At 71.6% G+C, this 25,284-nt stretch carries 23 protein-coding genes, 1 tRNA gene, 2 pseudogenes and 1 riboswitch; of the genes and pseudogenes, 11 read left to right on the forward strand and 15 right to left on the reverse strand.

The genetic code is table 11. The annotated features are described in order from the left end of the window. On the forward strand, positions 1 to 412 hold a 412-nt coding region (locus ACIO9J_RS10975), incomplete at its 5' end, for a hypothetical protein (RefSeq protein ID WP_401995988.1). A 375-nt stretch (positions 413 to 787) separates the two neighbouring features. Next, a complete protein-coding gene (locus ACIO9J_RS10980; RefSeq protein WP_401998472.1) occupies positions 788 to 2,152 on the forward strand; it encodes an MFS transporter in 1,365 nt (454 codons plus the stop codon). A 112-nt stretch (positions 2,153 to 2,264) separates the two neighbouring features. Here ACIO9J_RS10980 and ACIO9J_RS10985 read toward each other — a convergent pair. Next, a pseudogene (locus ACIO9J_RS10985) lies at positions 2,265 to 2,507 on the reverse strand (ANTAR domain-containing protein); the annotation flags it as partial. A 183-nt stretch (positions 2,508 to 2,690) separates the two neighbouring features. Next, a complete protein-coding gene (locus tag ACIO9J_RS10990) occupies positions 2,691 to 2,876 on the reverse strand; it encodes a chemotaxis protein CheB (protein ID WP_401995991.1) in 186 nt (61 codons plus the stop codon). A 463-nt stretch (positions 2,877 to 3,339) separates the two neighbouring features. On the opposite strand from ACIO9J_RS10990, the gene ACIO9J_RS10995 reads away from it, so the two are divergent. Then, on the forward strand, positions 3,340 to 3,684 hold the full coding sequence (locus ACIO9J_RS10995; RefSeq protein ID WP_401995994.1) for a hypothetical protein: 345 nt from the start codon (positions 3,340 to 3,342) through the stop codon (positions 3,682 to 3,684). Between the two features lie 258 nt (positions 3,685 to 3,942). On the opposite strand, the gene ACIO9J_RS11000 is transcribed toward ACIO9J_RS10995, so the two are convergent. Further along, complete coding sequence (locus tag ACIO9J_RS11000; RefSeq protein WP_401995997.1) at positions 3,943 to 4,326, reverse strand: TetR family transcriptional regulator C-terminal domain-containing protein; 384 nt, start codon at positions 4,324 to 4,326, stop codon at positions 3,943 to 3,945. Between ACIO9J_RS11000 and ACIO9J_RS11005 the strand changes: the two genes are divergently transcribed. The 3 genes and pseudogenes from ACIO9J_RS11005 (at position 4,325) to ACIO9J_RS11015 (ending at position 6,546) form a co-directional block, all read left to right on the forward strand. Further along, positions 4,325 to 4,507 (forward strand): hypothetical protein, encoded by a 183-nt coding sequence (locus ACIO9J_RS11005; RefSeq protein ID WP_401998474.1) that lies wholly within the window; start codon positions 4,325 to 4,327, stop codon positions 4,505 to 4,507. The genes ACIO9J_RS11000 and ACIO9J_RS11005 overlap by 2 nt on opposite strands. 51 nt (positions 4,508 to 4,558) lie before the next feature. Next, positions 4,559 to 5,089, forward strand: a pseudogene (locus ACIO9J_RS11010) (transposase); the annotation flags it as partial. Between the two features lie 614 nt (positions 5,090 to 5,703). After that, positions 5,704 to 6,546, forward strand: coding sequence for a tyrosine-type recombinase/integrase (locus ACIO9J_RS11015; protein WP_401996000.1), 843 nt, complete (start codon positions 5,704 to 5,706; stop codon positions 6,544 to 6,546). A gap of 96 nt (positions 6,547 to 6,642) precedes the next feature. Here ACIO9J_RS11015 and ACIO9J_RS11020 read toward each other — a convergent pair. Beyond that, positions 6,643 to 6,719: transfer RNA gene (locus ACIO9J_RS11020), tRNA-Pro, on the reverse strand. 107 nt (positions 6,720 to 6,826) lie between these two features. On the opposite strand from ACIO9J_RS11020, the gene ACIO9J_RS11025 reads away from it, so the two are divergent. Together ACIO9J_RS11025 and ACIO9J_RS11030 are read left to right on the forward strand one after the other, a co-directional pair. Continuing rightward, complete coding sequence (locus tag ACIO9J_RS11025; protein ID WP_401996003.1) at positions 6,827 to 7,360, forward strand: DUF309 domain-containing protein; 534 nt, start codon at positions 6,827 to 6,829, stop codon at positions 7,358 to 7,360. Positions 7,361 to 7,691: 331 nt separating this feature from the next. Continuing rightward, positions 7,692 to 9,677 (forward strand): MDR family MFS transporter, encoded by a 1,986-nt coding sequence (locus ACIO9J_RS11030; protein ID WP_401998477.1) that lies wholly within the window; start codon positions 7,692 to 7,694, stop codon positions 9,675 to 9,677. A 12-nt stretch (positions 9,678 to 9,689) separates the two neighbouring features. Here the strand turns inward: ACIO9J_RS11030 and ACIO9J_RS11035 are convergent, their stop codons facing one another. Both ACIO9J_RS11035 and ACIO9J_RS11040 read right to left on the reverse strand, forming a co-directional pair. Continuing rightward, a complete protein-coding gene (locus ACIO9J_RS11035; protein ID WP_401996006.1) occupies positions 9,690 to 10,457 on the reverse strand; it encodes a sulfite exporter TauE/SafE family protein in 768 nt (255 codons plus the stop codon). 64 nt (positions 10,458 to 10,521) lie between these two features. Continuing rightward, entirely contained in the window at positions 10,522 to 10,836 is a 315-nt protein-coding gene (locus tag ACIO9J_RS11040; protein ID WP_401996009.1) for a hypothetical protein, read from the reverse strand. A 93-nt stretch (positions 10,837 to 10,929) separates the two neighbouring features. Here ACIO9J_RS11040 and ACIO9J_RS11045 point away from each other — a divergent pair, with 93 nt between their 5' ends. Next, on the forward strand, positions 10,930 to 11,871 hold the full coding sequence (locus tag ACIO9J_RS11045) for a LysR family transcriptional regulator (protein WP_401996012.1): 942 nt from the start codon (positions 10,930 to 10,932) through the stop codon (positions 11,869 to 11,871). On the opposite strand, the gene ACIO9J_RS11050 is transcribed toward ACIO9J_RS11045, so the two are convergent. The 5 genes from ACIO9J_RS11050 to ACIO9J_RS11070 all read right to left on the reverse strand — a co-directional run bounded on the left by ACIO9J_RS11050 (position 11,856) and on the right by ACIO9J_RS11070 (position 19,028). Then, positions 11,856 to 13,373, reverse strand: a complete 1,518-nt coding sequence (locus ACIO9J_RS11050) for a long-chain fatty acid--CoA ligase (protein ID WP_401996015.1) — start codon at positions 13,371 to 13,373, stop codon at positions 11,856 to 11,858. The genes ACIO9J_RS11045 and ACIO9J_RS11050 overlap by 16 nt on opposite strands. A gap of 101 nt (positions 13,374 to 13,474) precedes the next feature. Then, positions 13,475 to 14,662, reverse strand: coding sequence for a thiolase family protein (locus tag ACIO9J_RS11055; protein WP_401996018.1), 1,188 nt, complete (start codon positions 14,660 to 14,662; stop codon positions 13,475 to 13,477). Between the two features lie 237 nt (positions 14,663 to 14,899). After that, complete coding sequence (locus ACIO9J_RS11060) at positions 14,900 to 16,129, reverse strand: NAD(P)/FAD-dependent oxidoreductase (RefSeq protein ID WP_401996021.1); 1,230 nt, start codon at positions 16,127 to 16,129, stop codon at positions 14,900 to 14,902. Further along, a complete protein-coding gene (locus ACIO9J_RS11065; protein ID WP_401996024.1) occupies positions 16,126 to 17,565 on the reverse strand; it encodes an FAD-dependent oxidoreductase in 1,440 nt (479 codons plus the stop codon). Before ACIO9J_RS11065 ends, ACIO9J_RS11060 begins: the two co-directional genes overlap by 4 nt. Continuing rightward, positions 17,562 to 19,028 carry an FGGY family carbohydrate kinase gene (locus ACIO9J_RS11070; RefSeq protein ID WP_401996027.1) on the reverse strand — a complete coding sequence of 489 codons (1,467 nt, stop codon included), beginning with the start codon at positions 19,026 to 19,028 and terminating at the stop codon, positions 17,562 to 17,564. Before ACIO9J_RS11070 ends, ACIO9J_RS11065 begins: the two co-directional genes overlap by 4 nt. 284 nt (positions 19,029 to 19,312) lie before the next feature. Between ACIO9J_RS11070 and ACIO9J_RS11075 the strand changes: the two genes are divergently transcribed. After that, entirely contained in the window at positions 19,313 to 20,305 is a 993-nt protein-coding gene (locus ACIO9J_RS11075; RefSeq protein ID WP_401996030.1) for a hypothetical protein, read from the forward strand. A gap of 74 nt (positions 20,306 to 20,379) precedes the next feature. Beyond that, positions 20,380 to 21,891 (forward strand): amino acid permease, encoded by a 1,512-nt coding sequence (locus tag ACIO9J_RS11080; RefSeq protein WP_401998480.1) that lies wholly within the window; start codon positions 20,380 to 20,382, stop codon positions 21,889 to 21,891. A gap of 18 nt (positions 21,892 to 21,909) precedes the next feature. Here ACIO9J_RS11080 and ACIO9J_RS11085 read toward each other — a convergent pair whose 3' ends face one another. The 4 genes from ACIO9J_RS11085 to ACIO9J_RS11100 all read right to left on the reverse strand — a co-directional run bounded on the left by ACIO9J_RS11085 (position 21,910) and on the right by ACIO9J_RS11100 (position 25,188). Next, complete coding sequence (locus ACIO9J_RS11085) at positions 21,910 to 22,464, reverse strand: GNAT family N-acetyltransferase (RefSeq protein ID WP_401996032.1); 555 nt, start codon at positions 22,462 to 22,464, stop codon at positions 21,910 to 21,912. 46 nt (positions 22,465 to 22,510) lie between these two features. Next, complete coding sequence (locus tag ACIO9J_RS11090; protein WP_401996035.1) at positions 22,511 to 23,245, reverse strand: SDR family NAD(P)-dependent oxidoreductase; 735 nt, start codon at positions 23,243 to 23,245, stop codon at positions 22,511 to 22,513. A gap of 98 nt (positions 23,246 to 23,343) precedes the next feature. Continuing rightward, positions 23,344 to 23,652: a hypothetical protein gene (locus ACIO9J_RS11095; protein ID WP_401996038.1), complete on the reverse strand. Its 309-nt coding sequence runs from the start codon at positions 23,650 to 23,652 to the stop codon at positions 23,344 to 23,346. A 46-nt stretch (positions 23,653 to 23,698) separates the two neighbouring features. Then, positions 23,699 to 23,808, reverse strand: a riboswitch (SAM riboswitch). A gap of 21 nt (positions 23,809 to 23,829) precedes the next feature. After that, entirely contained in the window at positions 23,830 to 25,188 is a 1,359-nt protein-coding gene (locus ACIO9J_RS11100; protein WP_401996041.1) for a radical SAM protein, read from the reverse strand. Positions 25,189 to 25,284: the final 96 nt, after the last annotated feature.

Raw genomic sequence — 25,284 nt, forward strand, 5'->3', positions numbered from 1 at the left:
CCGGCAATGTATTGCTCTTGAGGTGCCAGCGCTTGCGTCGGGCGGCGCAGTCGCGCTGGGCGACGTGCCGGGCGACCGCGTCGGCGCCGGGCCGGACCACCATCGGATTGCGCATCACCACAGCTCGCAGGTGGTACAGCACCGCGATCCGGTCACCGGCCGCCTCCGCCCCGGACAAAAGGAAGGACGGGACAACGGCACGCCTGTGTCCCCGGACACGGGAAAGCCTCTCAGTGCGGCTCAACTCGCGGAGATCGAACCTTCGGCCGGTGCCCAGCTCAGTGACCCCGCCGGGGAGACGGAGACGCCCGAGGAGACGGACGTCGCCCCTGGGGCCCTCGCGGTGAACAGCGATGGCGCACTGAAGGCCAGCGTCAAGGGCGGCAAGTGGAAGACGACGCACATCACTTAGAGGTCGCGCGAATGGGTGCTCCACGACCGTGAGCTCTCCGTACCCAGGGAGTCCTGGCGAACGGTTCTTCGAGCGGGGGCATGGGCTTCAGGCGGATGCCTGAAGCAGGTGTCCACTGCCTGGTAGCGTTCACGGCATGTCTGCTGCTTCGTGTGCGGCCGCTTGCGCCGCAGTGACCAGGACGTCCCGCTAGCGGCGGGGCGTTCGACTCACCTTCTTCCCTGGGCGTCCAGCCGCTTCGTGATCAGACCGGAGCGGCACATTCGTGCTGCTCGGAGCTTTCTCTGAGCAACGGAGCACCTGATGCTTTCAGGCATCCTTTCTTCACGCGGGCACAGCCCGTCCCCTGCACGCGCATGGCTGGTGCTGTGCGCGATGTCCATGCTGCAGTTCTTCATCGCGGTCGACGTGACCGTGGTCAACATCGCCCTGCCCTCGATCGGCACCGACTTCGATGTCGACGGACACACTCTGACCTGGGTCGTGGTCGGGTACACGGTCACCGGTGGCGGGATGCTGATGCTCGGTGGCCGGCTGGGCGACCTGCTCGGGCGGCGGCGCGTGCTGCTGCTCGGCACCGGCCTGTTCGGCGCCGCGTCCCTGCTGGCCGGCCTGGCCCCCACGTTTTTCCTGCTGGTGGTCGCGCGCCTACTGCAGGGCGCCGGTGAGGCCATCGCGCTGCCTGCCGCGATGGCGACCATCGTCCTGATGTTCCCCGAAGGCCCGCGTCGGTCGCGGGCCTTGAGCATGTGGGCCGCGGTAGCCAGCTGCGGTCTCGTGCTCGGATTCGTCCTGTCCGGAATCATCACCGTCCACCTGGGGTGGCGGTGGATCTTCCTGATCTCGGTCCCGTTCATCCTGATCGTGCTGCTGGCAACCGTCTTCCTGGTCCAGGGCGACCGGCCCGTGGCCAAGGGCTCCCCCTCGCTGGACCTTCCCGGCGTACTGCTGCTGACCGCCTGCCCGCTGCTGTTCACCATCGGCGTGGTCCAGGCTGGTGAACCCGGAACACCGGCATGGGTGGCGCCGGGGGCGCTGACCGGGGCGGTGGCCGCCGGGGTGGGGTTCGTGCGTGTCGAGGCGCGCTCGCGTAACCCGCTGCTGCCGCTGCGTTTCTTTGCCAACCGCACGCGTGTGGCGGCCAACCTGACCACGATGCTGCTGAGCGGTGCGCTGTCGACCTCGTTCCTGCTGTTCACCTTCTATCTGCAGGACCGGTTGGGCATCGGGCCGCTCGGAGCGGGCCTGACGATGCTGCCGCTGGCCGTCTCGCTGATGGCATTCTCGATGCTCGTGCCTCGTCTGCTAGGCCGCTGGGGAGCACGCGCGTGTGTGCTTGCCGGCATCGGGTTCACCGCGGCCGCGATGGCCGCGATCGCGCTCGTCTCGGTCATGCAGGCAGGCGGGGTGGCGATGATCCCAGCCATGCTCCTGATCGCGGCCGGGATGGGGTTCGGCATCGTGGGGCTGCAGTACGTCGCAGTCAGCGGCGTCACCGAGGACGACGCCGGGATCGCCTCGGGCGTCCAGCGCGCGGCTGACCAGCTGGGCGGTGCCTCTGGGGTAGCAGTCTGCGTCGGGATCGGATTCGCTCCGACCCTGCACTCCCTCGATCCCTTCCTGGTCGCCACCCTGCTGGCCGCGGTGGGGCTCGTGACCGGTGCGGTCGTGGCCTGGCGCATGCCCGCGCCCGCTCCCGCAGAGGACCTGTCAGAGGGCGTTGCGACTGCTGTGCGCTAACGCGATGTGGTTTCCTCCGGCGGAGCACCGCGTAGCGGCTGACGGCCGCGTGCAGCTGCCTCTGCTCGTGTTCTGGCATGGCCCTGGCCTGGGCGAACTCCAGGATGTGCGTGGCGACTTCGCGCACCCTCACGTTGGTGCGCTGGGAAACATCGCGCAGTACTCGCCATGCGTCTTCGGGCGGGATGCCGCCCAGGGCGACGACGGCGCCGATCGCCTGGTCAACGGCAGCGTGCGAGGTGACGGCCGTTTTCAGCTGGCCGATCTGTACGAGCAGCCGGGCATGCTCAACAGCGAGTTCGGCGGTGGAGAGCAGCTCCAACGGCTTCGTGGGATGCAAGGCGAAGAAGGCCATCGCCCCCTGATGTCGAGTATGGCCACGGTCCACTGCGCGGAGCCTGCCCCGGCCTCGAGCGGGCACGCCCCTCAACGCGAGTGCGGCAGGTCACCGCGGGCCACGGGACCCGTGAGGTGTGTCATCAACGTCAGCTGGGCGGGAAAGGCCCGAGTGCGTGGTCGTCGGCGTCGTTGACGTGGATCAGGTGGGTGATGGCGGGGGCGATGGCGGCCAGCGGCAGAATGTAGTCCACCTTGCCGTACGCACGGTTGCCGTGGGCATGCCGTGGAACTCGTCGGTCTCGGGGTCCTGCACGATGACCGTGCCGCCGTGTTCCTTGACCGCTTCCACACCTCGGGCGCCTTCGCTGTCCGTGTCGGTGAGCACGCAGGCGATGATGCCCTTCCCGTACGCATCGGCTGCGGCTGCTGGGCGACCAGTACCAGTACCGGCAGCTCGGCCCGCAACCCGCCCAGGAGCGTTTTCAGCCCCTGCAGGCCACCGGCAGAGGAAGCGATCAGGACAGCCGCCCAGCGGTCATCGTCGTTGGCGCACGGGCTCGGCGCATACGAAAGCTGCCGCAGAACCGCAGCTCCAGACGCTCTCAGCGAGACCCGTCGACGGACCGACGTCGTGGTGCCCGAGGATGCGCCGACCCCGTTCGACGTCACCCCTTCTGAGCGGCGACGCCAGGCTGAGGGTGTCCCGCGCGGCCGCGCTGCGACGGGCCCGAGCCAAGCGCGGCCGCCGAGGTGACGACGCTGGACAACAGCAGGCGCTCGTAGTGCGATGGGGGGCGCACACCGCCCCCTTCGGCTTCTGCCATTGTCTCGCGGGGAACGTTGCGATCATGACCATCACACACAATCCGGCGACCCGCCTCGGCCGCCTGGTCTTGACCGCGGGTACCGCCGTCGCGCTCTTTGCCGCGCTGCCCGCGAGCAGCGCGCACGCCGCCGATGCCAGCGGCACGTTCTTCTACTCCTCGTCGGTGGGGGACTTCCAGATCACTGACCCGCCGCTCCAAACGTGCGAACCCGTCCACGGCGGTGCGACCAGCGCCTCGAACCAGACCAACGCCACCGCGACGCTCTACTTCGACAGCAACTGCTCGAACTCCTGGGGCAGCCTGCAGTCCGGCCAGTTCACCAGCTTCTTCGGGGACCTGCCCCACAGCGTCAGGTTCGGCTCCTAACTGTCGCCCCCGCGTACGGCGGGGCCGAGGTCAGGCCCCGCCGCCCGGCGGCCGCAGGAACTCTCCACACGCACACGCCCCTGCCGGACACGGCCGCCCCGGGGAACTGCCGTACGCCGCCGGCCGGGAACTCGACGGGCCGGTCCTTGCCGCGCTGGCCCTCTTCCACGCCCCGGCCGGCTACTGCGGCCCGGGCGAGACGGATGCCTGGGAATCCGCTTGTCCAGGCTGATGCTGGCCACGAGGCGGCCAGCTTGGTCAGCTGGACAACCCGGGATTTGGATGCGGCTGGGGGAGGTTGGTCTGTGGGAAAAGGCGTCCGACGTGGTGATCGAGGACCGCTCGCACGTCGGCCAGGGTGCGTCGGCCGTGGACGACGTCCATACCGAGCCCTATCGCGCCTGATACCAGCAGATCCGCTTCGTACTGTGGATCCAGGCCGGCGACAGCGCCACCCGCCGCCGCGCCCGCGGCGATGAGCGCCGCGACGAGCCGCTCGAGCGGCTGCTCGTCGTGGAGGAACACCGCCGCGAGTTCGGGGTCGGTGAGGCTGCGGGCGTAATAGGCGGCGAACACCCGGAGCGCTGCGGCCCGTTGGGGGTCGAGAGGCAGAAACTTGCAGATACTCGGCGCCGTGCTCATGGTCACCTTCGGGCAGGGCCTGATCCGGCTCCTCGTCGACCACGACCACACCGGCCTTCTCGGATGGCTGCCCGGCGGCTTCGCCGCGCTGCTCGTCGCGTACGTCTCCCTGACCGCCGTCGGCGTACTGCTCACCGGATGGGCGCATTCCCGGGCCGCGGCGCTGGGGCGACGCGGGTAACGCGGGTAACGCGCGAGCCGAGGGTGCCTCGGGGATCGCTGTGACCGCCTCGGTCTTGTCGAGGTCCAGGTCCCGGAGCGGATGTCGGACGGGTACCGGTGCCGACGTATGACGACCCGGGTGTTGCTGGTGGCCTCGTATTGGCGCACGCACCTCACGTTGCGGTAGGTGGTGCCGCTGCTCGGAATCTCTACGTCTGCGGCCGGCCGGGGGCTGGATCACCTCGCGCCCCTGTTGGCTATCGCTCCGGCTCGTCGACCGTGCAAGGACATGGTGTACGTCGTGGACAGCACCCTGGTGCCCACCCGCGACCGAACCATCTCCGCATCGAGCAAGAACTACCGGTATTCGACCAGTCCGCAGGTCGTGATCGCCGCCAACAGCCGCCTGGTGGTGGCCATGGGGGTGCCGCTGCCTGGCAGCCGGAATGGCTGTCGGGCGTTCATGGAGTCCGGTGTCGACCGGGCCTGCCGCGGCGCCCCGGTCATCGCCGACGGCGGCTACCAGGGCGCCGGCCTTCTCGTTGCGCACCGCAGACCACGGGACCAGAAGCGTCTGAGCGTTCAGCAGGGGGCCGAGAACGGCGCCCTTTGCAGAACCGTGGAGGCAGCACGGCGTATGGCGTTGATCGTGGGCAGCGTACGGTTCTTAGCCATCCAGGCCAGAACGGTGGTGCTAGGTGACACGTCCGACCGGGACGTCGACGACCGGGCGCCCCGCCAGTTCGGCCAAGGTGACGGTGGTCCGGTCGGCGAGCTACGTCGACCTCCCTCTGCGTCAGCGCCTGGACGTGGTGTGCGATATCGAGACTGCACACATCGAGCTTGATATCGGGGTTCCGTGTACGGAGAGCTTGATATCGGGGTTCCGTGTACGGAGTTCCGCCAGAATCGCTCGGGTGTAGGGCTGTTGGGCCTCCGCCCCGATGGAGCCGGTCGCCAGCCGTCCCTGGACGCGCCGGATCTGGGTCTTTGCGACGTGACGCATACGGTCCACCGACTCCACCGCCATCTGTGCTTCCGGCAGCAGCGCCTGGCCTGCCGGTGTGAGCTCCACCCGGCGACTCGATCGAGCCACCAGTCACCCAGCGGCGCGCATCGCTGTCCGAGGCCAGAGCCAGCGAAGAGGAAGCGTGGGCGTGGATCCAGGAGATGGCCGAGGCTGCCGAGACCGGGCTCACCCCCTCACTGGCCACCATGAAGCTCGCCGACTACGGCGGCGCCACCATGGATCTCGCCCTTCGCGGGCTTGAGTTGAAAACGCTCGACCCCTACCTCGCAGGCTGGCGACTGCGTGTCACCCCGGCTCTGGGACATCTGTCCGTCCGCACGATCACCAACGGTGCTGTCGACCGGACGGTTCAGAACTGGATCGCCGAAGAGTGCAGCCGCTCGACGGTGAAGAACACCATCGCCGTCCTGGTACGCGTCCTGGAACAAGCGGTCCGCGATGGCCTCATCAAGGTCAATCCGGCGCGGGTGACCGGCCGGCAGAAGCTGTACAAGCAGGCCGAGGACGAACTCCTCGACCCACGGGCGCTCGCGCTGCCGGACTGGGAGACCCTGATCCAGCTCCCCGAGGCCCTCGCGGCCGCCTCCCACAACCACTACCTGGGCTGGGGCGAAGTGGTGCTCTTCGCTGCGAGCACCGCTGCCCGCATCGGCGAAGTATCCGGCTGCCGCGTCGGCGACATCGACAACGTCAACTGGATCTGGACCGTACGACGCCAGACAACACCCCGACCTGGCGGGCTCATCGACCAGGACACCAACGGGCAAGCGAGCCCGGCAAGTCCCCATCATCGAGGAGACCTGCGACGACACGACCTACGCCATACAGGACTGACCTGGTTCGCGGATGCCGGAGTCCAAGTACACGTCCTCCGCAAAATCGCCGGGCACGGCTCACTCACCACGACCCAGCGCTACCCGCACCCCGACGCCCGGCACATCACCGCGGCAGGCGCCGCGCTTTCGGCCCACCTCACCGCCTTGCGAGCACCCCGGTCAGCGACCCTCCAGGTGGCCACCGCACGGTGACACGACCAAGCCGGACTGGTCCCCAACTGGTCCCCCAGAAACGCGGATGAGCCCGTATTGGATCACTCCAATACGGGCTCCGACCTGCGAATACGCTGGTCGGGACGACAGGATTTGAACCTGCGACCCCTTGACCCCCAGTCAAGTGCGCTACCAAGCTGCGCCACGTCCCGTTGTGTTCGGCGCGGTGCTCCGCGTGATCACAAGAAGAACTCTACCCCACGTCCGAGGGTGCTCCGTTCCCCGGTGACCGCCGTCAGGTACGCGCGACAATCGCCGTATGAGCACCGCACCTGGACCCCACGACCGTGGCCGCGAGCGGGACCGAGACGAGGAGGGCAGGGCCCGGAACCAGCGGCCGCGCGACGGACTCGGGCGCCCGCTGCCGTACGGCACGGACGGCGTCGCCCGGCAGCCCGAGGGCGTCGTCCGCACGCCCGACGAGTCCGTCTCCGAGGCGCAGGCCCTGCTGGACGCGGGGCGGCCCTTCCACGCGCACGAGGTCTTCGAGGACGCGTGGAAGACGGGCCCCGACGAGGAGCGCGGACTGTGGAAGGGCCTCGCGCAACTCGCGGTGGGGCTCACGCACTCGGCCCGCGGCAACGTCACGGGCGGCGCGCGGCTGCTGCTGCGCGGCGCGGGAGCCGTGTCCGAGTGGAGCGCGACGACGGGGCGCCCCAGGCCGTACGGGATCGGCGTCGCCGAACTGGCCGCGTGGGCGTCGGCGTTGTCGACGCGGGTCACCGAGGACACCACCACTCCCCTCGACGCGGCCGCGGAGGCGCCGCGCCTGCGCGAGGACTCACGGCGCTGACGGGGGGCTGGGCCGGGGTCGGGCCCGCCCCAGGGTCCGCTCCACGCCAGCCCCCCGCAGATCGGCCCCGAGCGACGCCGCAACCCGGCCCCCCGCCACCGCCCCGGGCGAGCCCGCAGCCCGCCCCCTCAGCCCCCATCCGCCCAAGGCCCCCGGCCAGCCCCATCACCGAACCGGACTCGCCCCGCATGCACGGCCCCCGTCCCGGTGTGAGGGTGGCCGTGTGACCACCACCGATCAGTCGGCCGCCGGTTCCGCTCCCGTCGCGGCGCAGCCGCAGGCGCCGCCCGTGCTCGACCGGCGCCGCCGCAACGTCGTCTTCGTGACGATCATGCTGGGCATGCTGCTCGCCGCCCTCGACCAGACCATCGTCGGCACCGCGCTGCCCACGATCGTGTCGGACCTCGGCGGCGCCGAGCACATGTCATGGGTCGTCACCTCCTATCTGCTCGCGGAGACCGTCGCGACCGTCCTGGTCGGCAAGTTCGGTGACCTGTTCGGGCGAAAGGTCGTCTTCCAGCTTTCGGCGATCATCTTCATCACCGGCTCGTTCCTGTGCGGTCTCTCCACGAACATGACGCTCCTCATCGCCTGGCGGGCGATGCAGGGCATCGGCGCGGGCGGCCTGATGGTCACGTCCATGGCGCTGATCGCGGACGTCATCCCGCTGCGCGAGCGCGGCAAGTACCAGGGTGCGATCGGCGCGGTGTTCGGGGTGTCGACGGTGATCGGGCCGCTGCTCGGCGGGCTCTTCACGGACCATCTGAGCTGGCGCTGGGCGTTCTACGTCAATGTGCCCATCGCGATCGTCGTGGTCCTGGCGGCCGCGCGGACCATCCCCGTGGTGAAGTCCGCGGTACGGCCCGTCATCGACTATCTGGGCATCGCACTCGTCGCGGTCGGTGCGAGCTCCCTGATCCTGGCGACCAGCTGGGGCGGCAACCAGTACGCGTGGGGCTCGGCGACCATCATCGGCCTCTTCGCGGGCGGCGCGATCGCGCTCGCGCTGTTCTGCGTCGTGGAGACGCGCGCGGCCGAACCGATGCTGCCGATGCGACTGTTCGGCAATCCCGTCTTCACGGTCTGCTCGATTCTCAGCTTCATCGTGGGCTTCGCCATGCTCGGCGCGATGACGTTCCTGCCCACCTATCTCCAGTACGTCGACGGGGACTCGGCCACCATCTCGGGCGTGCGGACGCTGCCCATGGTGATCGGGCTGCTCATCGCCTCCATCTTCAGCGGCAACGTGGTCAGCAAGACGGGGACGTACCGGATCTTCCCCATCGTCGGGGCGCTGGTGATGGCGCTCGGGCTCTATCTGCTCTCGCTCATGGGCAGCGCCACCAGCACCTGGCTGGAGTCCCTGTACATGTTCGTGCTCGGCACCGGGATCGGCCTGTGCATGCAGGTCCTGACGATCGCCGTGCAGAACACCGTGCCGTACGGCGATCTGGGCACCGCCACGTCCGGCGTCACCTTCTTCCGTACGCTCGGCAGCTCCTTCGGCACGGCCGTGTTCGGCACCATCTACGCCAACACGCTCGCCCCCAACCTCAAGGACGGGGTCGCCGCGGCCGTACGGGCCGGGGGCGGCGATCCGGCCGCCGTCGGCAAGGCGGCGCAGAGTCCCGAAGGGCTGCACGAGCTGCCCGCCGCGGCGGCCGCGCCGATCGTCAAGGCCTACGCGGACACCCTGCACACCGTCTTCCTGTGGACCGTGCCCGTCGCGCTCATCGGGTTCGTCGTGGCGCTCTTCCTCAAGCAGGTCGAGCTGCGCGACAGCGCGCGCATGGGCGCCCCCGACATGGGTGAGGGCTTCGCGCAGCCGACCAGCGGCGACTCGGGGCATCTGCTGGAGCGGGGCGTCGCGAACATCATCCGCCACGTCGGCATGGACACCGCGCGCGGCATCATCAGGGACTCCGACACCCGGCTGGACATCGCGGGCGCCTGGGCGGTCATGCAGGTGTCGCTCTTCACCCGGATGGTGGGGCACGCCAATCTCGGGCTGATCGCGGCCCGGCGCAGGATCCCGCCCGAGGTGCTCGTCCCCGTCTTCGACCGGATGACCGACGAGGGCTATCTGACGCGTACGGGTACGTACTTCTCGCTCACGCCCGCGGGTGAGCGCGAGGCGGACGTCATCTCGGGGGCCTGGTCGGCGTGGCTCGGCGAGGAGATCGAGAAGGACCTCGGCAGGCCACCGGACAAGGAGCTCACGGTGGCTCTGGACTCCATCGCCAAGCGGCTGCTCGCCGAGGATCTGGAGCACGGGCTCTCCCCGGAGACGGCAGGGGCCTCGGTCGGCTCGCGCTGAGCCGCCGGCGGCTCAGCGCAGCAGGAGTTGCAGTCCGCCCAGCACGGTCGCGCCGATCACCAGCTGTTCGAAGAGGCGCTGGTTGATGCGGTCGACGGCGTACCGCCCGAGGACCGCGCCCGGCACCACGAAGAGCACCAGGGCCGCGTCCAGGAGCAGCGAGTGGGCGTCGATCAGGCCGAGGCCGACGCTGAACGGCACCTTGGTGGTGTTGACGATCAGGAAGAACCACGCGGACGTACCGAGGAATCCCAGTTTCCGGAAGCCCGCCGACAGGAGATACATCGACATCACGGGTCCGCCCGCGTTGGCGACCATGGTGGTGAAGCCGCCGAGCACGCCGTAGGAGGGGGCTTTGAGGCGGCTCCCCCGCACTTCCTCGTCGGCCGGTTCGGCGCGGGCGGCCGCTCTGCGGCGGGCGATCGTGACGCCCGCCATGAGCAGCAGGATCGCCCCGATCGACGTACGCATCACCGCGTCGTCGGCCCACATCAGGAAGCCGGTGCCCACGACCACCCCCGCGGCGACCGCGGGGAACAGCCGCCACAGGGTGGGCCAGTGGGCGTGGCGCCGGTAGGTGAGCACGGCGAGGAGGTCGCCCGCGATCAGGATGGGGAGCAGGACTCCCGTCGAGGCGCGGGCGGGCAGGACCGCGGCGAAGACCGCGAGGCTGATGGTGTTGGCCCCGCTGACGGCGGTCTTCGAGAAGCCGACGAGCATCGCCGCCGCGGCGAGCGCGGCGAACTGTCCCGGTCCGAGGTCCCACAGAGGTATGTCCATGCCGGAAACACATGCTAGGCCCAACTATCCCCGTGGTGCCGGGTGATCGGGGTGCCGCGTGCGGTCAGAGTGCCTCGTGGTTGGCCCAGACGACCTGGTACGGGTAGCGGGCCTGCCAGCGCTTGCTGAGCTCCACGATCCCCGGCACGGCGAAGACCGCGTTCAGCGCGTCCAGATCGGCGAGGCCCAGCTGGACGACCGCGGTGGCGACGAAGACCGGGCTGTGGTCGTCACCGGCCACGCGGATGTGCTGCCGGGCCGAGAACGTCTCGACCCGCCCGGTGTCCATCATGAGTCCTTCGATGTCCTTGAGGTATTGATGCAGCTCCGTTTCCGGGATGTCGGAGTCGAACGAGACGATCATCGTGTGGTGAATCATGCGTCCATTGAAGCCACTCGGCGGCCCTGAGGTCCAAGACCTGTTGGTTCATCGGCGATGAACCACAGGAATCGATCCCGGTACGCTTGGGCCATGGCTGATCTGGAGACACGGGAGCTGGAGTACTTCGCCGCGGTCGCCGAGGAACTGCACTTCGGCCGGGCCGCCGAGCGCCTGTCCATCGCGCAGCCCGCGCTGTCGAAGGCGATCCGGCGCATCGAGGCGCGCCTCGGCGTCCCACTGCTCGTCCGCACGAGCCGCCACGTCTCGCTCACCCCGGCCGGCGAGGCCCTGCAGCACCACGGGCGGCACGCGCTCAACGCGGTCAGCGCCGCGGCCCAGAGCGCCCGCAGCGCCGGGGACGCGCAGGCGCGGATCCGTCTGGTGATCAAGCCGGGCGGCGACGCCGATCTGCTGTCGGGGATCCTCGCGGAGTACGCCCGTACGCCGGACGCGCGCCGGGTCGACATCCTCTTCGGCGGGGCCACCGACCGGGCCGACCACGTGCGTGACGGGCGGGCCGATGTGGCGCTCCTGTACGCGCCGTTCGACGATCTCACCGGTCTCGACCACCGGACGCTCGCGGTGGAGGGACGCGTCGCGATCCTGCCGGCCGGGCACCGGCTCGCCGCCCGCGACGAGCTGCGCATCGCCGACCTCGACGGGGAGACGCTGCCGCGCTGGAAGGAGGTGCATCCCACGATGCACCCCACAGCGCACCCCACCGCACACCCCGCCGCGCACCTCACGGGGACGGGCAGCGAGGGCAGCGGCCCCGAGGTCACCGACGTGCCGCAGCTGATTCAGCTGATCATGGTGGGGCGCACGGTCGCGGTGCTCCCCCGTTCGCTCGCCGAGCCCGCGCACCCGGGCCTGGTGTACCGCCCGGTGGTCGACGCGCCGCCCAACCACATGGTCATCGCGTGGTCACGCCGTGATCAGCGCGCGCTCGTCGCGTCCTTCGTCGCGGCCGCGGTCGCCGCGAGCAACGCGCGGGCCACACGGGGCACACCGGATGCTCACGACGAGGCGTAGGCGGTGCGCAGCTCGCGCTTGAGCACCTTCATGCTGGGGCCGAGCGGCAGCGCGTCGGTGAACTCCACGCGGCGCGGGTACTTGTGCTTGCCCAGGTGCTCCTTCGACCAGCTGACGATGCCCGCCGGGTCCTGGGCGGCGCCGGGTGCCGCGACGACGACCGCGCAGATCTCCTCGCCGTGCACCGGGTCGGGCAGGCCGATCACGGCGACCTGGGCGACGTCCGGGTGGCGGGCGAGGACCTCCTCGACCTCGCGCGGGTAGACGTTGAAGCCGCTGCGGATGATGACGTCCTTCTTGCGGTCGACGATGGTCAGGAAGCCCTCGGCGTCCTTGGTGCCCAGGTCACCGGTGCGGAACCAGCCGTCGACCAGGGCCTCGGCGCTCGCCTCCGGCCTGCCGAGGTAGCCGGAGAAGACGTTGTGGCCGCGGACGACGACCTCGCCGAGTTCGCCGACGGGCAGGAGTTCGACGCGCTCGTCGACGTCGGCGCGGGCGATCTCCACGTCCACGCCCCACAGCGGGTGGCCGATGGTGCCCGCCCTGGTGCCGAAGTCGGGCTGGTTGACGGAGGCGGTCGGGGAGGTCTCGGAGAGCCCGTACCCCTCGTACACGGGGGTGCCGAAGGCCTTCTCGAAGCGTTCGAGGACGGCGACGGGCAGCGAGGCGCCGCCGGAGATGCAGGCCCGCAGCCGGGGCAGCGCGGCGGCGTCCGCGGCCGCCGCGACCAGGCCGACGAACATGGTGGGCACGCCGTGGAAGGTGTTCACGCCCTCCGCCACCATCAGCTCGACAGCGCGCGCGGCGTCGAAGCGCGGCAGCAGGACGAGGGTGGCGCCCGCCCGCCAGGTCGAGTTCATGGAGACGGTCTGGCCGAAGGCGTGGAAGAGCGGGAGCGCGCCGAGCGCGATGTCGTCGGGGCGGATGTCGTTGGCGTCGAAGGCGTTGACGGTCGCGTTCATCACCAGGTTGAAGTGGCTGAGCACGGCGCCCTTGGGGACACCGGTGGTGCCGCTCGTGTAGAAGACGACGGCCGGGTCGTCGGCCTCCCGGGTGACGTACGACGTGAGCGGCTCGGTCTCCCGCGCCAGTTCCGCCAACTCGCCCTGCCCGCCCAGGCGCAGCACGCGCACCCCCGTGGCCGCGGCCGCCGCGCCGCCCGTCTCCGCCTGCGCGGGGTGGCACAGGAGCAGGCTCGCGCCGCTGTCCCGCAGCACGTGCTCGACCTCCTCCGCGGAGAGCAGCAGGTGGACGGGGACGACGACGCCGCCCGCGGCGAGGATCGCGTAGTACGCCGTGGGGAACTCGGTGGTGTTGGGCGCCATCAGGGCCACCCGGTCGCCCGGCCGCACCCCTAGCGCCACGAGAGCCGCGGCCTGGGCGCGCGCCGCGTGCCACATCTCCTTGAAGGAGAGCCGGAGTTCGCCTTCGACGAGGGCGGTGCGGTCCGGGTGGCGGCGGGCGGGCTCGGCGAGGATCGCGGCGAGGGACAGCGTTGCCATGGGAGTGGTGCTCCGTTTCCGTGCGGGCTGCGGTGGCTCGGTCTGCGGCTGAACCGCGGTGCCCGCCCGGCGCTGCGGGCGGGCACCACTGGCCGGCCGCGTCAGTCGCGCTCGACGAGCAGCGCGCTGCCCTGGCCCACGCCGACGCACATGGTGGCGAGTCCGCGCGAGGCGCCCGTGCGGCGCATCCGGTGGAGCAGCGTGGTGAGGATCCGGGCGCCGGAGCAGCCCAGCGGGTGGCCGAGCGCGATGGCGCCGCCGGAGGGGTTCACCAGTTCGGGATCGATGCCGATGGCGTCCACGCAGGCCAGTGCCTGGGCGGCGAACGCCTCGTTGAACTCGGCCTCCTGGAGGTCGCCGACGCTCCAGCCGACGCGGTCGAGCGCCTTGCGCGTGGCGGGCACGGGGCCGATGCCCATGACGTCGGGGTGCACTCCGGCCGAGGCCCCCGCGGCGTACCGGCCGAGGGACTCCAGGCCCAGCTCGTTGAGCGCCTCCTCGCTGACGAGCAGCAGTCCTGCCGCGCCGTCGTTCATGGGTGACGCGTTGCCCGCGGTGACCGTGCCGCCCGCGCGGAACACCGGCCGCAGGCCGCTGAGCTTCTCGTACGAGGTGTCCTCGCGCACGCACTCGTCGGTGTCGACGACGACGCCGTCCTGCCGGGTGACGGGCAGCAGTTCGTCGTCGAAGTGGCCGTCCTTGCGGGCGGCGGCCGCGCGCTGGTGGCTGCGCAGCGCGAAGGCGTCCTGGCGCTCGCGCGGCACGCCGTAGCGCTCGGCGACCTCCTCGGCGGTCTCGCCCATGGCGAGCACGCCGTGCAGCTCCCGCATCCTGGCGTTCGTCAGGCGCCAGCCGAGGCGGGTGTCGGCGGTCTCCATGCGGTGCGGCAGCGCCTCGTCGGGCCGCGGCAGTACGAAGGGGGCCCGGCTCATCGACTCCGAACCGCCCGCGAGGACGATCTCGGCCTCGCCGGACGCGATGGTCCGCGCGGCGGTGGTGACGGCTTCCAGGCCGGAGGCGCAGAGCCGGTTCACGGTCGCGCCCGGCACGGACTCGGGGAGGCCGGCGAGGAGCGCGGCCATCCGGGCCACGTTGCGGTTGTCCTCGCCCGCCTGGTTGGCGGCGCCCCAGTAGATGTCGTCGATCCGCGCGGGGTCCAGCTGGGGAATGTCGGCGAGGAGGCCGCGTACGACGCCCGCGGCGAGGTCGTCGGGGCGGACGGAGGAGAGGGCGCCGCGGAGCTTGCCGATGGGGGTGCGGCGGGCGGCGGCGAAGTGGACGGTGCGCACGATACGGCTCCGGATCGTTCTGCGGTGGTCCCGCTGCTTAAATTAGCGGTGCTAGTTTTGGAGTCTATGCGCGGGACGGGGGTGTGGGAAGGGGCTCCTGTCGGTAACCCCTTCCGTGCCGTGCGTGAGGAACGGCGCGCGCCGAGGAGCGCCGGGCCGGAACCGGGGAGCGCCGGGCCGGAACCGGGCAGGGGCACGCGGGCCGGAAGTGCCACCGGCCCCAGGAGCGGGAGCCTCTCAGCCCAGGTCGATGCGGACCGGGCCGCCGTCCGCCCGCACCCGCGCCGCCCAGTCCCCGCCGATGTGGAACGGCCGGTTCGGTACCGGGGCGCGCGACAGCCGGGCCTGGTGGAGCGTCCGGTCGCCCTGGGTGATCACCAGCGGCGCCCGGCCGACGAACTCCGCGGTGCGCAGCGCGAACCGCTCCCCGTACGGCAGCGGTTCGTCCGGGGTCACGAGGTTCGGGGCGACCCAGGCGAGCGGCGCCGCGACCCGCACGGGCACGGACGCGGACGGCCAGTCGCCGTCGGCGAGGTAGCGCCGCACGGCGGCCCCCGCGGCCGCGCCCTCGCGGGCCACTTCCCTGGCCGGTTCGACGGCGTGCAGCAGATTGCCGACGGCGAAGACGCCGCGCACAGCGGTGCGGAAGGCGCCGTCGACCGCTGGACCCCGGGTGCCGGGGTCCAGCAACAGGCCGCCGCGCCGCGCCAGTTCGTGCTCGGGTACGAAGTCGCCGGTGAAGACGACCGTGTCGCAGGGGACGTACGCCGTCCTGCCGTCCTCGTGGGCCAGCCGCACCCCGGAAAGCCGCCCCCTGCCCAGGATTTCGGTCACGGTGGCCCCGGTGAGCAGCGGGACGCCGTGGCGCAGTCTGGCGTCGGCGGCGCGGACGGCCGAGGTCTGGTGACGCGGGTGCCCGGTGACCAGGGCGGCGACGTCGACGCCCGCGAGCCGCAGGGCGTCGAGGGCCGCGTAGCTCACGGATTCGGCGCCGACCACGACGGCCCGGGTGCCGACGTGCTGCCGCCCGTCGTGCACGGCGCGCAGGAGTTCGCCCGTGGTGAGGACTCCGGCGGGCCTGGTGCCCGGCACCAGGCGGGCGGCGCGCGGCCGTTCGCGGGCGCCCGTGGCGAGGACGACGGCGCGGGCGGTGATCCGCTCCAGGCCGTGCGGGCTCGTGGTGTCCACGGTGAGCGGACCCGCCCAGCCCGTGACGGTGACACCGGTCCGCACCACCGCGCCGCCCCGCACGGCGGCCGACACGCACCGCTCGGCGAAGCCGGGCCCGTCGAGCCCGAAGGCGCCGAACCCGCCGTGGTGGCAGTGGCGCGGCATGCCGCCCGCCCGTGGTTCGCGGTCGAGCACCTCGACCTCGCCCGCGCCCGACGCGGCGAGCCCCGCCGCCGCTGCCAGCCCCGCGGGGCCCGCCCCGACGACCAGGACGTCGACGATCCGTGTGCGCCTCACCGGTCCGCCACCTGCCCGCCGCGCTCGAAGAGTTCCCGCACCTCGGCGCCGCAGTGGAAGCCCTGGCAGCGCCCGCCGCGCGCCCGCGTCCTGCGCCGCAGTCCTTCGAGGGAGCCGGGCGGCACGGTGGCGGCGAGCGCGTCCCTGATCTCGCCGCGCGTCACCCGCTCGCAGTGGCAGACGACCGTGCCGTACGCGGGGTCGGCGGCGATGAGGTCCGCGCGCTGGTAGGGGCGGGGGAAGGCCTCGCCGAGATGGGGCATGCGGACCGGCGGCAGGTCACCGGCGCCCGGCAGGTCCGCGCCCGCGTCGTCGAGGAGTTCGGCGACGTACGCGGCGATGGCCAGGGACGCGGTGAGGCCCGTCGAGCGGATGCCGCCGACCGTGACGCCGCGCCGCTCAGGGTGGGCGCGGATGCGGTAGTCGTCGTGCTCGGTGGCGGCGCGCAGCCCTGCGTACACGGCGGTGACCTCCTCGTCGAGCAGGTCGGGCAGGATCCGCCGGCCCTTCTCGCGGAGCGCGGCGATGCCTTCGGCGGTCGATCCGGTGGCGGTCTTGTCGTCGAGGTCCTCGGCGGTGGGCCCCAGCAGGACGTTCCCGTACACGGTCGGGGCCACCAGGACGCCCTTGCCGAGCGCGGTGGGGACGGGCAGCAGGATGTGGCGCACCAGGTCGCGGGCGAGCTTGTCGAAGACGATGAGCTGGCCGCGGCGCGGCGTGACGGTGAAGTCCTCGTGGCCGAGCAGGCGGTCGACGGCGTCGGCGCCCAGCCCGGCGGCGTTCACCAGCCAGCGGGTGCGCAGGGGACCGCGGCCGGTGCCGAGCACCTGCGCGTCGCCGGACGGATCGATCGATTCCACCCGGCAGTTGAGGTGCAGGTGCACACCCGCGCGTACCGCCTGTGTCGCATAGGCGAGGACGGTCGTCCAGGGGCAGATGACGCTCTCACCGGGCACGTCGAGCGCGCCGAGGGGGCCGGGGCCCAGGTGCGGTTCGCGGGCCAGGACCTCATCGCGGCCGATGATCCGCGCGGCGTCGTAGCCGTTGCGTTCCGCCTTCGCCAACAGCGTCGGCAGCGCGTCGAGTTGTTCCTGGTCCCAGGCGACGAGCAGTGCGCCGACCGGCTCGACGGGGATGCCGGTCTCGGCCGCGTAGGCGGCGAGGAGCGCGCTGCCCTCGCGGACGAGGCGGGACTCCAGGGAGCCGGGCACGGCGTCGAAGCCGGTGTGCAGGATCGCCGTGTTCGCCTTGGAGGTGCCGTCGCCGACGTCGTTCGACGCGTCGACCAGGGCGACGCGCAGGCCGGGGCGCGCGGCGAGTTCGCGCGCGACGGCACAGCCGACGACGCCCGCGCCAACGACGGTCACGTCGTACGTCACGTCGGGCAGTGCGCCCGCCCTGGTCACGGTCGTCTCGCCGGGTGCGACCCGTGTCATGACGGCGGCCGTTCGGCGAGCGTCGCCACCGCGGCGCGGAAGCCGTCCAGACGCTCCGCGGCCGTCGCCGCGTCGATGCGCGGCTCGTACACGGCGGCGGGCCGCCACGCGGGGATCGCGTCGGCGACCGACAGCGCGGGGTCCAGGCCGATGCGGGCCACGGCGGCCGCGCCGAGCGCGGTGACGTCGGGCAACGCGGAGACCTCGACGGGTAGTTGGAGCAGGTCGGCCTGGGTCTGCATGAGCAGGGCCGAGCGGGTCAGGCCGCCGTCGACCCGTAGGCTCTTCAGCGGCTCGCCCAGGTCGGCGGCGACCGCGTCGGCGAGCTCGGCGACCTGCGCCGCGATGCCCTCGCACAGCGCGCGGACCAGGTGGCCCCGTGTGGTGTCGAGGCCGAGGCCAGTCAGCGAGCCGCGCAGGTCGCCGCGCCACCAGGGTGCGGCGAGCCCGGCGAGCGCGGGCACGAAGGTGACGCCGCCGGCGTCCGGCACGGCCGAGCCGACCGGGTCGAGGTCCGCGGCGCCGGAGATCACGCCGAGGTCGGTGAGCCAGCGCACGGCGGACGCGGCCGTGTAGACCTGTCCGTCGAGGCAGTAGCTGCTCTCCCCCGCGAGCCGCCAGGCGACACAGCTGACCAGGCCGGACGTGCCGCGTACCGGACGGTCCCCGGTCTGGGCGAGCAGGAACGCGCCGGTCCCGTAGGTGCACTTGGCGCTGCCCGGCTCGGTCACGTCCTGGGCGAGCAGCGCGGCCTGCTGGTCCACCAGGAGTCCGGTGAGCGGGAGTTCGGGCCCGAACGCGGTGGTGGTGCCGACGGGGCCCGCGGCGTCCACGACGCGGGGCAGCCGTTCGTCGGCGAGTCCGTAGAGGTCGAGGGCGCGCGGTGACCAGCTGACGGTGTCGAGGTCGAGGAGCTGGGTGCGGCCGGCCGTCGCGGCGTCGGTGACGTACGCGCCGGTGAGCCGGTGGACCAGCCAGGCGTCGCTGGTGGTGACCACGCCGCCGCGGGTGAGGTGGCGGCGTATCCACGCCATCTTGGGTGCGGCGAAGTAGGGGTCGAGCGGCAGCCCGGTGAGGTGGCGCAACTCGTCCGCGTACGGGGCGATTTCGGTGCAGACCGACTCCGCGCGGCGGTCCTGCCACACGAGGGCGTCGGTGAGCGGTTCGCCGGAGTCCGGGTCCCAGGCGAGGACCGTCTCGCCCTGGTTGGCGAGGCCGACGGCGGCGACCGGTTCACCGGCGTCGGCCAGCGCGCGGCGGCCCGCTTCGACGACGGAGGAGTGGAGTTCGGCCGGATCCACCTCGACCGATCCGCCCGGCAGATGGCGGGGGCGTACGGGCGCCTCGCCCGAGCCGATCACACCGCGCTCCGGGCAGACGACGAGGGCCTTGGTGCCCGAAGTGCCCTGGTCGACGGCGAGCACGGGCCCGTCGCGCCCGGCGGTCCGCTCGTAGGTGATCACCGCGGCAGACTGCTACAGGGCGCCCGAGGGCGTCAAGGCTTACCGATGGTCCGGCCAAGGAACCTTAACGACAGCTCAAAGAGCACGAAATGACCGTGACTGTTCATCAAATGCCCTTTCGGCGCGCCGGTTTGACAGATCGGTATGGAAAAGATCCCCACAGGGCGCTGGAAACCGGAACTGCCAGCTCTACACTGACCGCCGAACAACATCAGTAACACCCATCACTCAACACACCCCGACAACAGGCCGGTTCAACCCCCCATCTTCCCGACCGAGGACTCATGCCCATGCCGTTAGGCCGCCCGGTGTATCACCCGGCGGGCCACGACGAAGCCCTGCGTGCCGTGCTTCAGGACCTCAGGGCCGGCCGCTGGGTGTCCACGCGCAACCTGCTCACCGAGACACCCGACTGGGGACTGTGGACCCAGCGGACCCAGATCCTCGCGGCCTCCGTCGCGGGGTCCGACGTGGTGCGCGCCTGGCGTGCCGAGGAGCCGCACAGCGCGTCGGCCGCCGTCCTGTATGCCCGGGTCATGGTGGAACGCGCCCTGCGCGCCCACCGCGCGGGCCACCGCCAGACCAACGACCTGTGGCGCGAGGCCGTATCGGCCTGCGGCACCGCGTCGTCGATGTCGCCCGAGGACCCGGTCCCGTGGGTCTGTCTGCTCGCGCTCGCCCGGCTCGACGAGGGCCAGCGGTGGGACGAACACCGGGTGGCGCCGCCGGAGCCGATGCTCTTCCCCGGGCCCTGGCACCTGCTCGGCGAGGCCGACAAGCGCGATCCCGGCAATCGCGAGGCGTACCACCGGATGCTCCAGTTCGTGTACGGGCGCAGGCCCGACGGGCCCCTCACCGAGGCGTACAACTTCGTGCAGTGGGCGTCGGCGGGCGCCCCCGCGGGCTCCTCGCTGCACCTGCTCCCGCTGTACGTGCGCGTCGAGCGCTACCGCAGGGAGGGCGGCGGCGAGCGCGCCCTCGATCTGCACTGGATCTCCGAGGACTCCACGCGCGGCGCGCTGCGCGCCCTCCAGCTGTGGTTCGACTACTCGCCGCCCGCAGGCGCCTCGCTCCTCGACCTCAACCACCTGGCGCACGCGCTGTGGGGAGCGCACCAGTTCCAGGACGCGCTGCGGGTGTTCGAGGCCATGGATCCGTTCTTCACCGTCGTGCCCTGGACCTACCGCACCCGCTCCCCCGGCGACGCGGACGCGGCCGCCGAGGTCTTCGTCCAGGCCCGCGCCCGCTGCTCCAACGCCTCTCGCGCCCCGGGCTAGCACCACCACCCGGCCACCGGTCCCCCGCTCCCCAAATGTTCCCCACCGGAGGTACATCCGTGTCCCGCACCACCATGTCGAGCTCCGTCCCCGCGCCACCACGCCAGGACGAGGAAGAACGGCTCAGAGAGCTCGGCTACCAGCCCGTACTCGCCCGCCGCATGGGCGGTTTCGGCAACTTCGCCATCAGCTTCTCGGTGATCTCCATCCTGTCCGGATGCATGACGCTGTACGGCTTCGGCCTGGGCACCGGCGGCCCCGCGGTGATGCTCTGGGGCTGGGCGGGCGTCGGCCTCTTCGTCCTCTGCGTGGGCCTCGCGCTGGCCGAGGTGACCAGCGCGTACCCGACGTCGGGGGCGCTCTACTACATGGCCGACCGGCTCGGCGGGCGCCGCTGGGGCTGGTACACGGGGTGGCTCAACCTGCTCGGCCTGCTGGGCGCGATAGCGGGCATCGACTACGGCGCGGCCCTGTTCACCGGCGCGTTCCTGAACCTGAAGTTCGGCTTCACGCCGACGGCGGAGAAGACCTTCCTGATCTTCCTCTGCATCCTGCTGCTGCACGCCGTCCTGAACCTCTTCAACGTGCGCCTGGTCAGCCTGCTCAACTCGATCAGCGTGTGGTGGCACGTGGCGGGCGTGACCGTGATCGTCGGCGTCCTCGCGATCGTGCCCGACCACCACCAGTCGCCGTCGTTCGTCTTCGGCGAGTTCTACAACGGCACCGGCTGGGAGAACCCGCTCTACGTCACCGCGATCGGCCTGCTCCTGGCCCAGTACACGTTCTCCGGGTACGACGCCTCCGCGCACCTGTCGGAGGAGACCTCCAACGCCTCGGTGTCCGCGGCGCGCGGCATCGTGCGCGCCATCTGGGCCTCCTGGATCGCCGGTTTCGTGCTGCTCGCCGGTCTCACCTTCGCCATCCAGGACTACACGGGCACGATGAAGACGGACACCGGGGTGCCACCGGCGCAGATCATGATCGACGCGATCGGCGAGTCCGGGGCCACCGCGCTGCTGCTCATCGTGATCGTGGCGCAGCTCTTCTGCGGCAACGCCGAGACGGCCGCGGCGAGCCGCATGGTGTTCGCGTTCTCCCGCGACAACGCGCTGCCCGGCTCCGCGATCTGGCGCAAGGTCAGCTCCCGCACCCAGGTCCCGGTGCCCGCGGTGTGGCTCTCGGTGGGCCTGGCCGCGGTCATCGCGCTGCCCTCGCTGTACTCGGCGACCGCGTACACGGCCGTGACCGCCATCAACGTCATCGGTATCACGCCCGCCTACGCCATCCCGATCTTCCTGCGGCTGCGGGCCGGTGACCGCTTCGAGCAGGGCCCGTGGAACCTGGGCCGCTGGAGCAAGCCGATCGGCTGGATCGCGGTGGTCTGGGTGGCGTTCGTGACCGTCCTGTTCTGTCTGCCGCAGGCCTCGCCGGTCACCGTCCAGTCGATGAACTACGCGTCGATCGCGCTCGCCGTGGTGCTGATCCTGGCCACCGTGTGGTGGTTCGTGGCGCGCCGCTCGTACAGCACGCCGCAGGCCTACGGCTCGGACCGCGAGCAGGCCGAGGTCGCCGAGGGCATCGTCTGAGCGGTCTCGCGAACCGCCCTACGCGGGGCGGTCGTTGAGGATCCGCTGGAAGAGCCGGTGGTCGCGCCAGGCACCCTGGATGTACAGGAAGCCCGGCGCGACCCCGTACTCCTCGAAGCCGCACTTGGTGAGCACGCGCTGCGACGCGGTGTTGTGCAGGAGGGTGCCCGCCTCGACGCGGTGCAGGCCCAGTTGGCTGTCGGCGGCCTCGCAGACGACGTCGGCCGCCCCTGACGCGAGGCCCTTGCCCACCTGCCCGGCGTCGATCCAGTAGCCGAGGTTCGCGCTGCGGACCGGGCCGAGCACGATGTTCGACAGGGCGGCGTGCCCGAGGATCTCACCGCCGCCGACCAGCACCCAGTGTGCGGACCGGCCCGCCCGGCCCTCCTCCAACTGCGTCCGGAGCCGGTCGGCCTGCCCCTGTTCGGTGAAGAAAGGGGCCGGCCTGTCCGGGTCCCAGGGTTCGAGGTGGGCGCGGTTGCGCCGGTAGGCACGGGCGAGCGCCGCCGCGTCGTCGAGCGTGACCGGGCGTATCAGGACGTCGGGCGTGAGGGAGACCTCTCCACTGATCATGCGTCCAGATTACGAGGGGCCGCCCCGGGCCACCCGGCCGCCGAGGTCAGCGGCCGCCCGCGACCCGCAGGACCGTGCCCGTGGCGTAGGAGGCGTCGGCGGAGAGCAGCCAGGCGACGGCCGCGGCGATCTCCTCCGGCTGGCCCGAGCGCCCCATGGGGATGCCGTCGGCGAGCTTCGCCGGGCGCTGCGGGTCCGCGTGGAACTCGGTCCAGATGACGCCGGGGGCGACGGCGTTGACGCGGATGCCGTCGCCCGCGACCTCCTTGGCCAGGCCGACGGTCATCGTGTCGACGGCGCCCTTGGCGGCCGCGTAGTGCACGTACTCGCCGGGGGCGCCCAGGGTGGCGGCCGCGGACGAGATGTTCACGATCGCGCCGCCGCCGTTCGCCTTCAGGTCCCGCACCGCGCGCCGGGCGCAGAGCAGATAGCCGAGGACGTTCACGTCGAGCGCGCGGCGCATGCCCTCGGCGTCGGCGTCGGCGAGCGGCCCGACGGGACCGCTGACGCCCGCGTTGTTGACCAGGCCCGTGACGGGGCCGAGTTCGGCGGCCGCGGTGTCGAAGAGCCGGTCGACGTCCGCCGGTTCGGTGGTGTCGACCTGGACGGTGACGCAGCGGCGGCCCGCGGCGCGGACGGCGTCGGCGGCCTTGGCCGCGGCCGCTTCGTCGGAGCGGTAGCCGATGACGACGTCGTGCCCTTCCTTGGCGAGACGGGCGCTGACAGCGGCGCCGATACCGCGGCTGCCGCCGGTGACGACGGTGACGGGGTGGTGCTGCACGGGGGACCTCCGGCTCTGGGTGGCTGACTGTCGCGCCGCCCGGACACGGGGATCGCCCGCGTCCGGCACGCCGTCATCCTACGAACCGGTGATCTTCGTCAGCGGCGAGGGGCCTCCACGGCCGCGCACACCGGTGTGGTGCCCACGTGCTCGCGCCCCAGCCGCAGCAGGTTCCGGCCCGGCTGCCACTGGGCCGGGCCGTGCCCCTCCCGCAGGAGACGGCGCAGCCGCTCCGGTTCGTGCGTCCGCACGGCGGCGGGGACGCCCCGGGTCGGACCGAGCACGTGCAGGGCGATCAGGCCGTCGTCGGCGACGTCGTGCGAGGAGAGGAGCACGTCACAGCTGTCGTGGTCGTGGGTGTCACGAGCACGGGTGTCGTGGTCAGGGGTGTCGTACGCGTGCGTCATGGAGCGCCTCCGGAGTCGTGGACCCCGGGCGCTCGGGAGCCCCGGTGATCCGCCGTTCCCCGCGCGCCTCGCGCGGGGCGGGTCGTCACCCGGGGCACCCGCGACGGAGCGGGGTGCCGTCCAGCGAGCCGGGGCTTGACGCTGGAACTCGTGACCCGCCCCGACCGTAACACGGCTCTACTGGGGCGTCGCGGGGATAAATACGTCCTCCGGAGCGGCCTTCTCCGCGGGCAGGCTGTCCATGAAGGAGCTCACCGAGAACACCGCGTTGCCGGGGCCCGCGGGGCCGTAACCGGGCGGCGAGGAGAGGCCGTTGGCCTCCATCGTGGCGCGGTAGGCCTCCAGGAGACGCACGTGGTACTCCAGCGGCGCACCCTGCGGGTTGGCCTTGCCGAGCGGCGTAGTGGGCTCGGGGCACCACGTGGTGAAGCGGGGCGTGATGCCGCGCGACATGAAGTACTGCAGGCCCTCGACGGTGGAGTCGATGGCCTCGCCGACGGTCTTGAAGCCGAACGGCTCCGCCATCTCCACGCCCGCCACGAAGTTCGGGATGACGTTGCGCGGCCCGAAGACGTCGGCGGAGTCCAGGATGCGGCGGTGCCACTCGTCACGGCCGACGTAGCGCTCCTTGCCGGGGCAGTAGCGCTCGAACAGGTACGGGTCCCACACCTCGTAGTTGGGGTGGTAGATCCGCACTCCGTAGTCGTGGAAGCGCTGCACGTCCGCCTTGGGCAGGGCCTGGGCGACGACCTTGCCGATCCAGCGGCCGGGGAAGCGCTCCTCGATGGCCTTCGCGTACTGCCCGTAGAAGTCGGCCTCGTCCTTGCCCTGGAGCTGCGTGGTGATGGCGCCACCGGTGAGCGTGTACGCGGTGGAGGCCTTCGCGGTGTCGTACTTGTCGATGATGGCGAGGGCTTCGAGGACCTCGTCCAGCGGCTTCACGCCCGTGTAGGGACGGCCCGCGGCCTTCTGCTGGCGCCAGTTGTGGTTGATGTCGCAGTACTGGCACTCCTCCTTGGCGCCGAAGTACTGGCAGACCCGGAAGACCGTCAGATAGATCAGGTAGCCCCACTGGATGGTGGGGGCCACCTCCATCACGGACTTGCCGTTCTCCAGGGTGTGCCGGTAGTAGTCCGGCATCGGCGGCAGACCGACGTCGGAGATCCGCCTGCCGTCCAGGTAGAGGCCGAGCACGCCGTCGTCGTCGGCCGCGACCCGGTAGGGCGACGCGGGGTTCACGCGGACCGAGACGACGGTGCGGCGCAGCTCGTAGGGGCCGCCGGTGAGGACGATCTCCTCGGGCGGGCGGCGCAGGGCGGCGGCGCCCAGCTCGGGCAGGGTGCCGTGGTCGAAGGAGAAGATGAAGTACGACTTCGGCTTGACCTCGCCGCCCTCGTTGTCGCTGAGCGCCGACTCGTCGAAGGCGATCCCGCCGCGCAGCAGGTCCTCCTTGATCACGGCTTCCCGCGGCACGTTCGGGAACCGCTCCATGAGTGACTCGATGAGCTCAGTACGGTTCTCGCTGCGGCTTGGCATGGGCCGGGCACCTCGGATCCTTGTCGTCATTCTGTCCCGACCACGCTAATACCCGTCCGATCCGCTCCGGATCCGACTCCGGTCTCAGCGCCCCTA

This window comes from Streptomyces sp. NPDC087300 (assembly GCF_044744425.1).
Lineage (GTDB): Bacteria > Actinomycetota > Actinomycetes > Streptomycetales > Streptomycetaceae > Streptomyces.

Coding starts and splice junctions, on each gene's coding strand:
- ACIO9J_RS11000 (WP_401995997.1), bottom strand. CDS start 4,326: ATGAGCACGGCGCCGAGTATCTGCAAGTTTCTGCCTCTCGACCCCCAA.
- ACIO9J_RS11080 (WP_401998480.1), top strand. CDS start 20,380: ATGTCGAGCTCCGTCCCCGCGCCACCACGCCAGGACGAGGAAGAACGG.
- ACIO9J_RS11005 (WP_401998474.1), top strand. CDS start 4,325: ATGGTCACCTTCGGGCAGGGCCTGATCCGGCTCCTCGTCGACCACGAC.
- ACIO9J_RS11035 (WP_401996006.1), bottom strand. CDS start 10,457: ATGGACATACCTCTGTGGGACCTCGGACCGGGACAGTTCGCCGCGCTC.
- ACIO9J_RS10995 (WP_401995994.1), top strand. CDS start 3,340: ATGACCATCACACACAATCCGGCGACCCGCCTCGGCCGCCTGGTCTTG.
- ACIO9J_RS11015 (WP_401996000.1), top strand. CDS start 5,704: ATGAAGCTCGCCGACTACGGCGGCGCCACCATGGATCTCGCCCTTCGC.
- ACIO9J_RS11085 (WP_401996032.1), bottom strand. CDS start 22,464: ATGATCAGTGGAGAGGTCTCCCTCACGCCCGACGTCCTGATACGCCCG.
- ACIO9J_RS11075 (WP_401996030.1), top strand. CDS start 19,313: ATGCCCATGCCGTTAGGCCGCCCGGTGTATCACCCGGCGGGCCACGAC.
- ACIO9J_RS11100 (WP_401996041.1), bottom strand. CDS start 25,188: ATGCCAAGCCGCAGCGAGAACCGTACTGAGCTCATCGAGTCACTCATG.
- ACIO9J_RS10980 (WP_401998472.1), top strand. CDS start 788: ATGTCCATGCTGCAGTTCTTCATCGCGGTCGACGTGACCGTGGTCAAC.
- ACIO9J_RS11040 (WP_401996009.1), bottom strand. CDS start 10,836: ATGATTCACCACACGATGATCGTCTCGTTCGACTCCGACATCCCGGAA.
- ACIO9J_RS11050 (WP_401996015.1), bottom strand. CDS start 13,373: ATGGCAACGCTGTCCCTCGCCGCGATCCTCGCCGAGCCCGCCCGCCGC.
- ACIO9J_RS11025 (WP_401996003.1), top strand. CDS start 6,827: ATGAGCACCGCACCTGGACCCCACGACCGTGGCCGCGAGCGGGACCGA.
- ACIO9J_RS11045 (WP_401996012.1), top strand. CDS start 10,930: ATGGCTGATCTGGAGACACGGGAGCTGGAGTACTTCGCCGCGGTCGCC.
- ACIO9J_RS11030 (WP_401998477.1), top strand. CDS start 7,692: ATGCTGGGCATGCTGCTCGCCGCCCTCGACCAGACCATCGTCGGCACC.
- ACIO9J_RS11065 (WP_401996024.1), bottom strand. CDS start 17,565: ATGACACGGGTCGCACCCGGCGAGACGACCGTGACCAGGGCGGGCGCA.
- ACIO9J_RS11095 (WP_401996038.1), bottom strand. CDS start 23,652: ATGACGCACGCGTACGACACCCCTGACCACGACACCCGTGCTCGTGAC.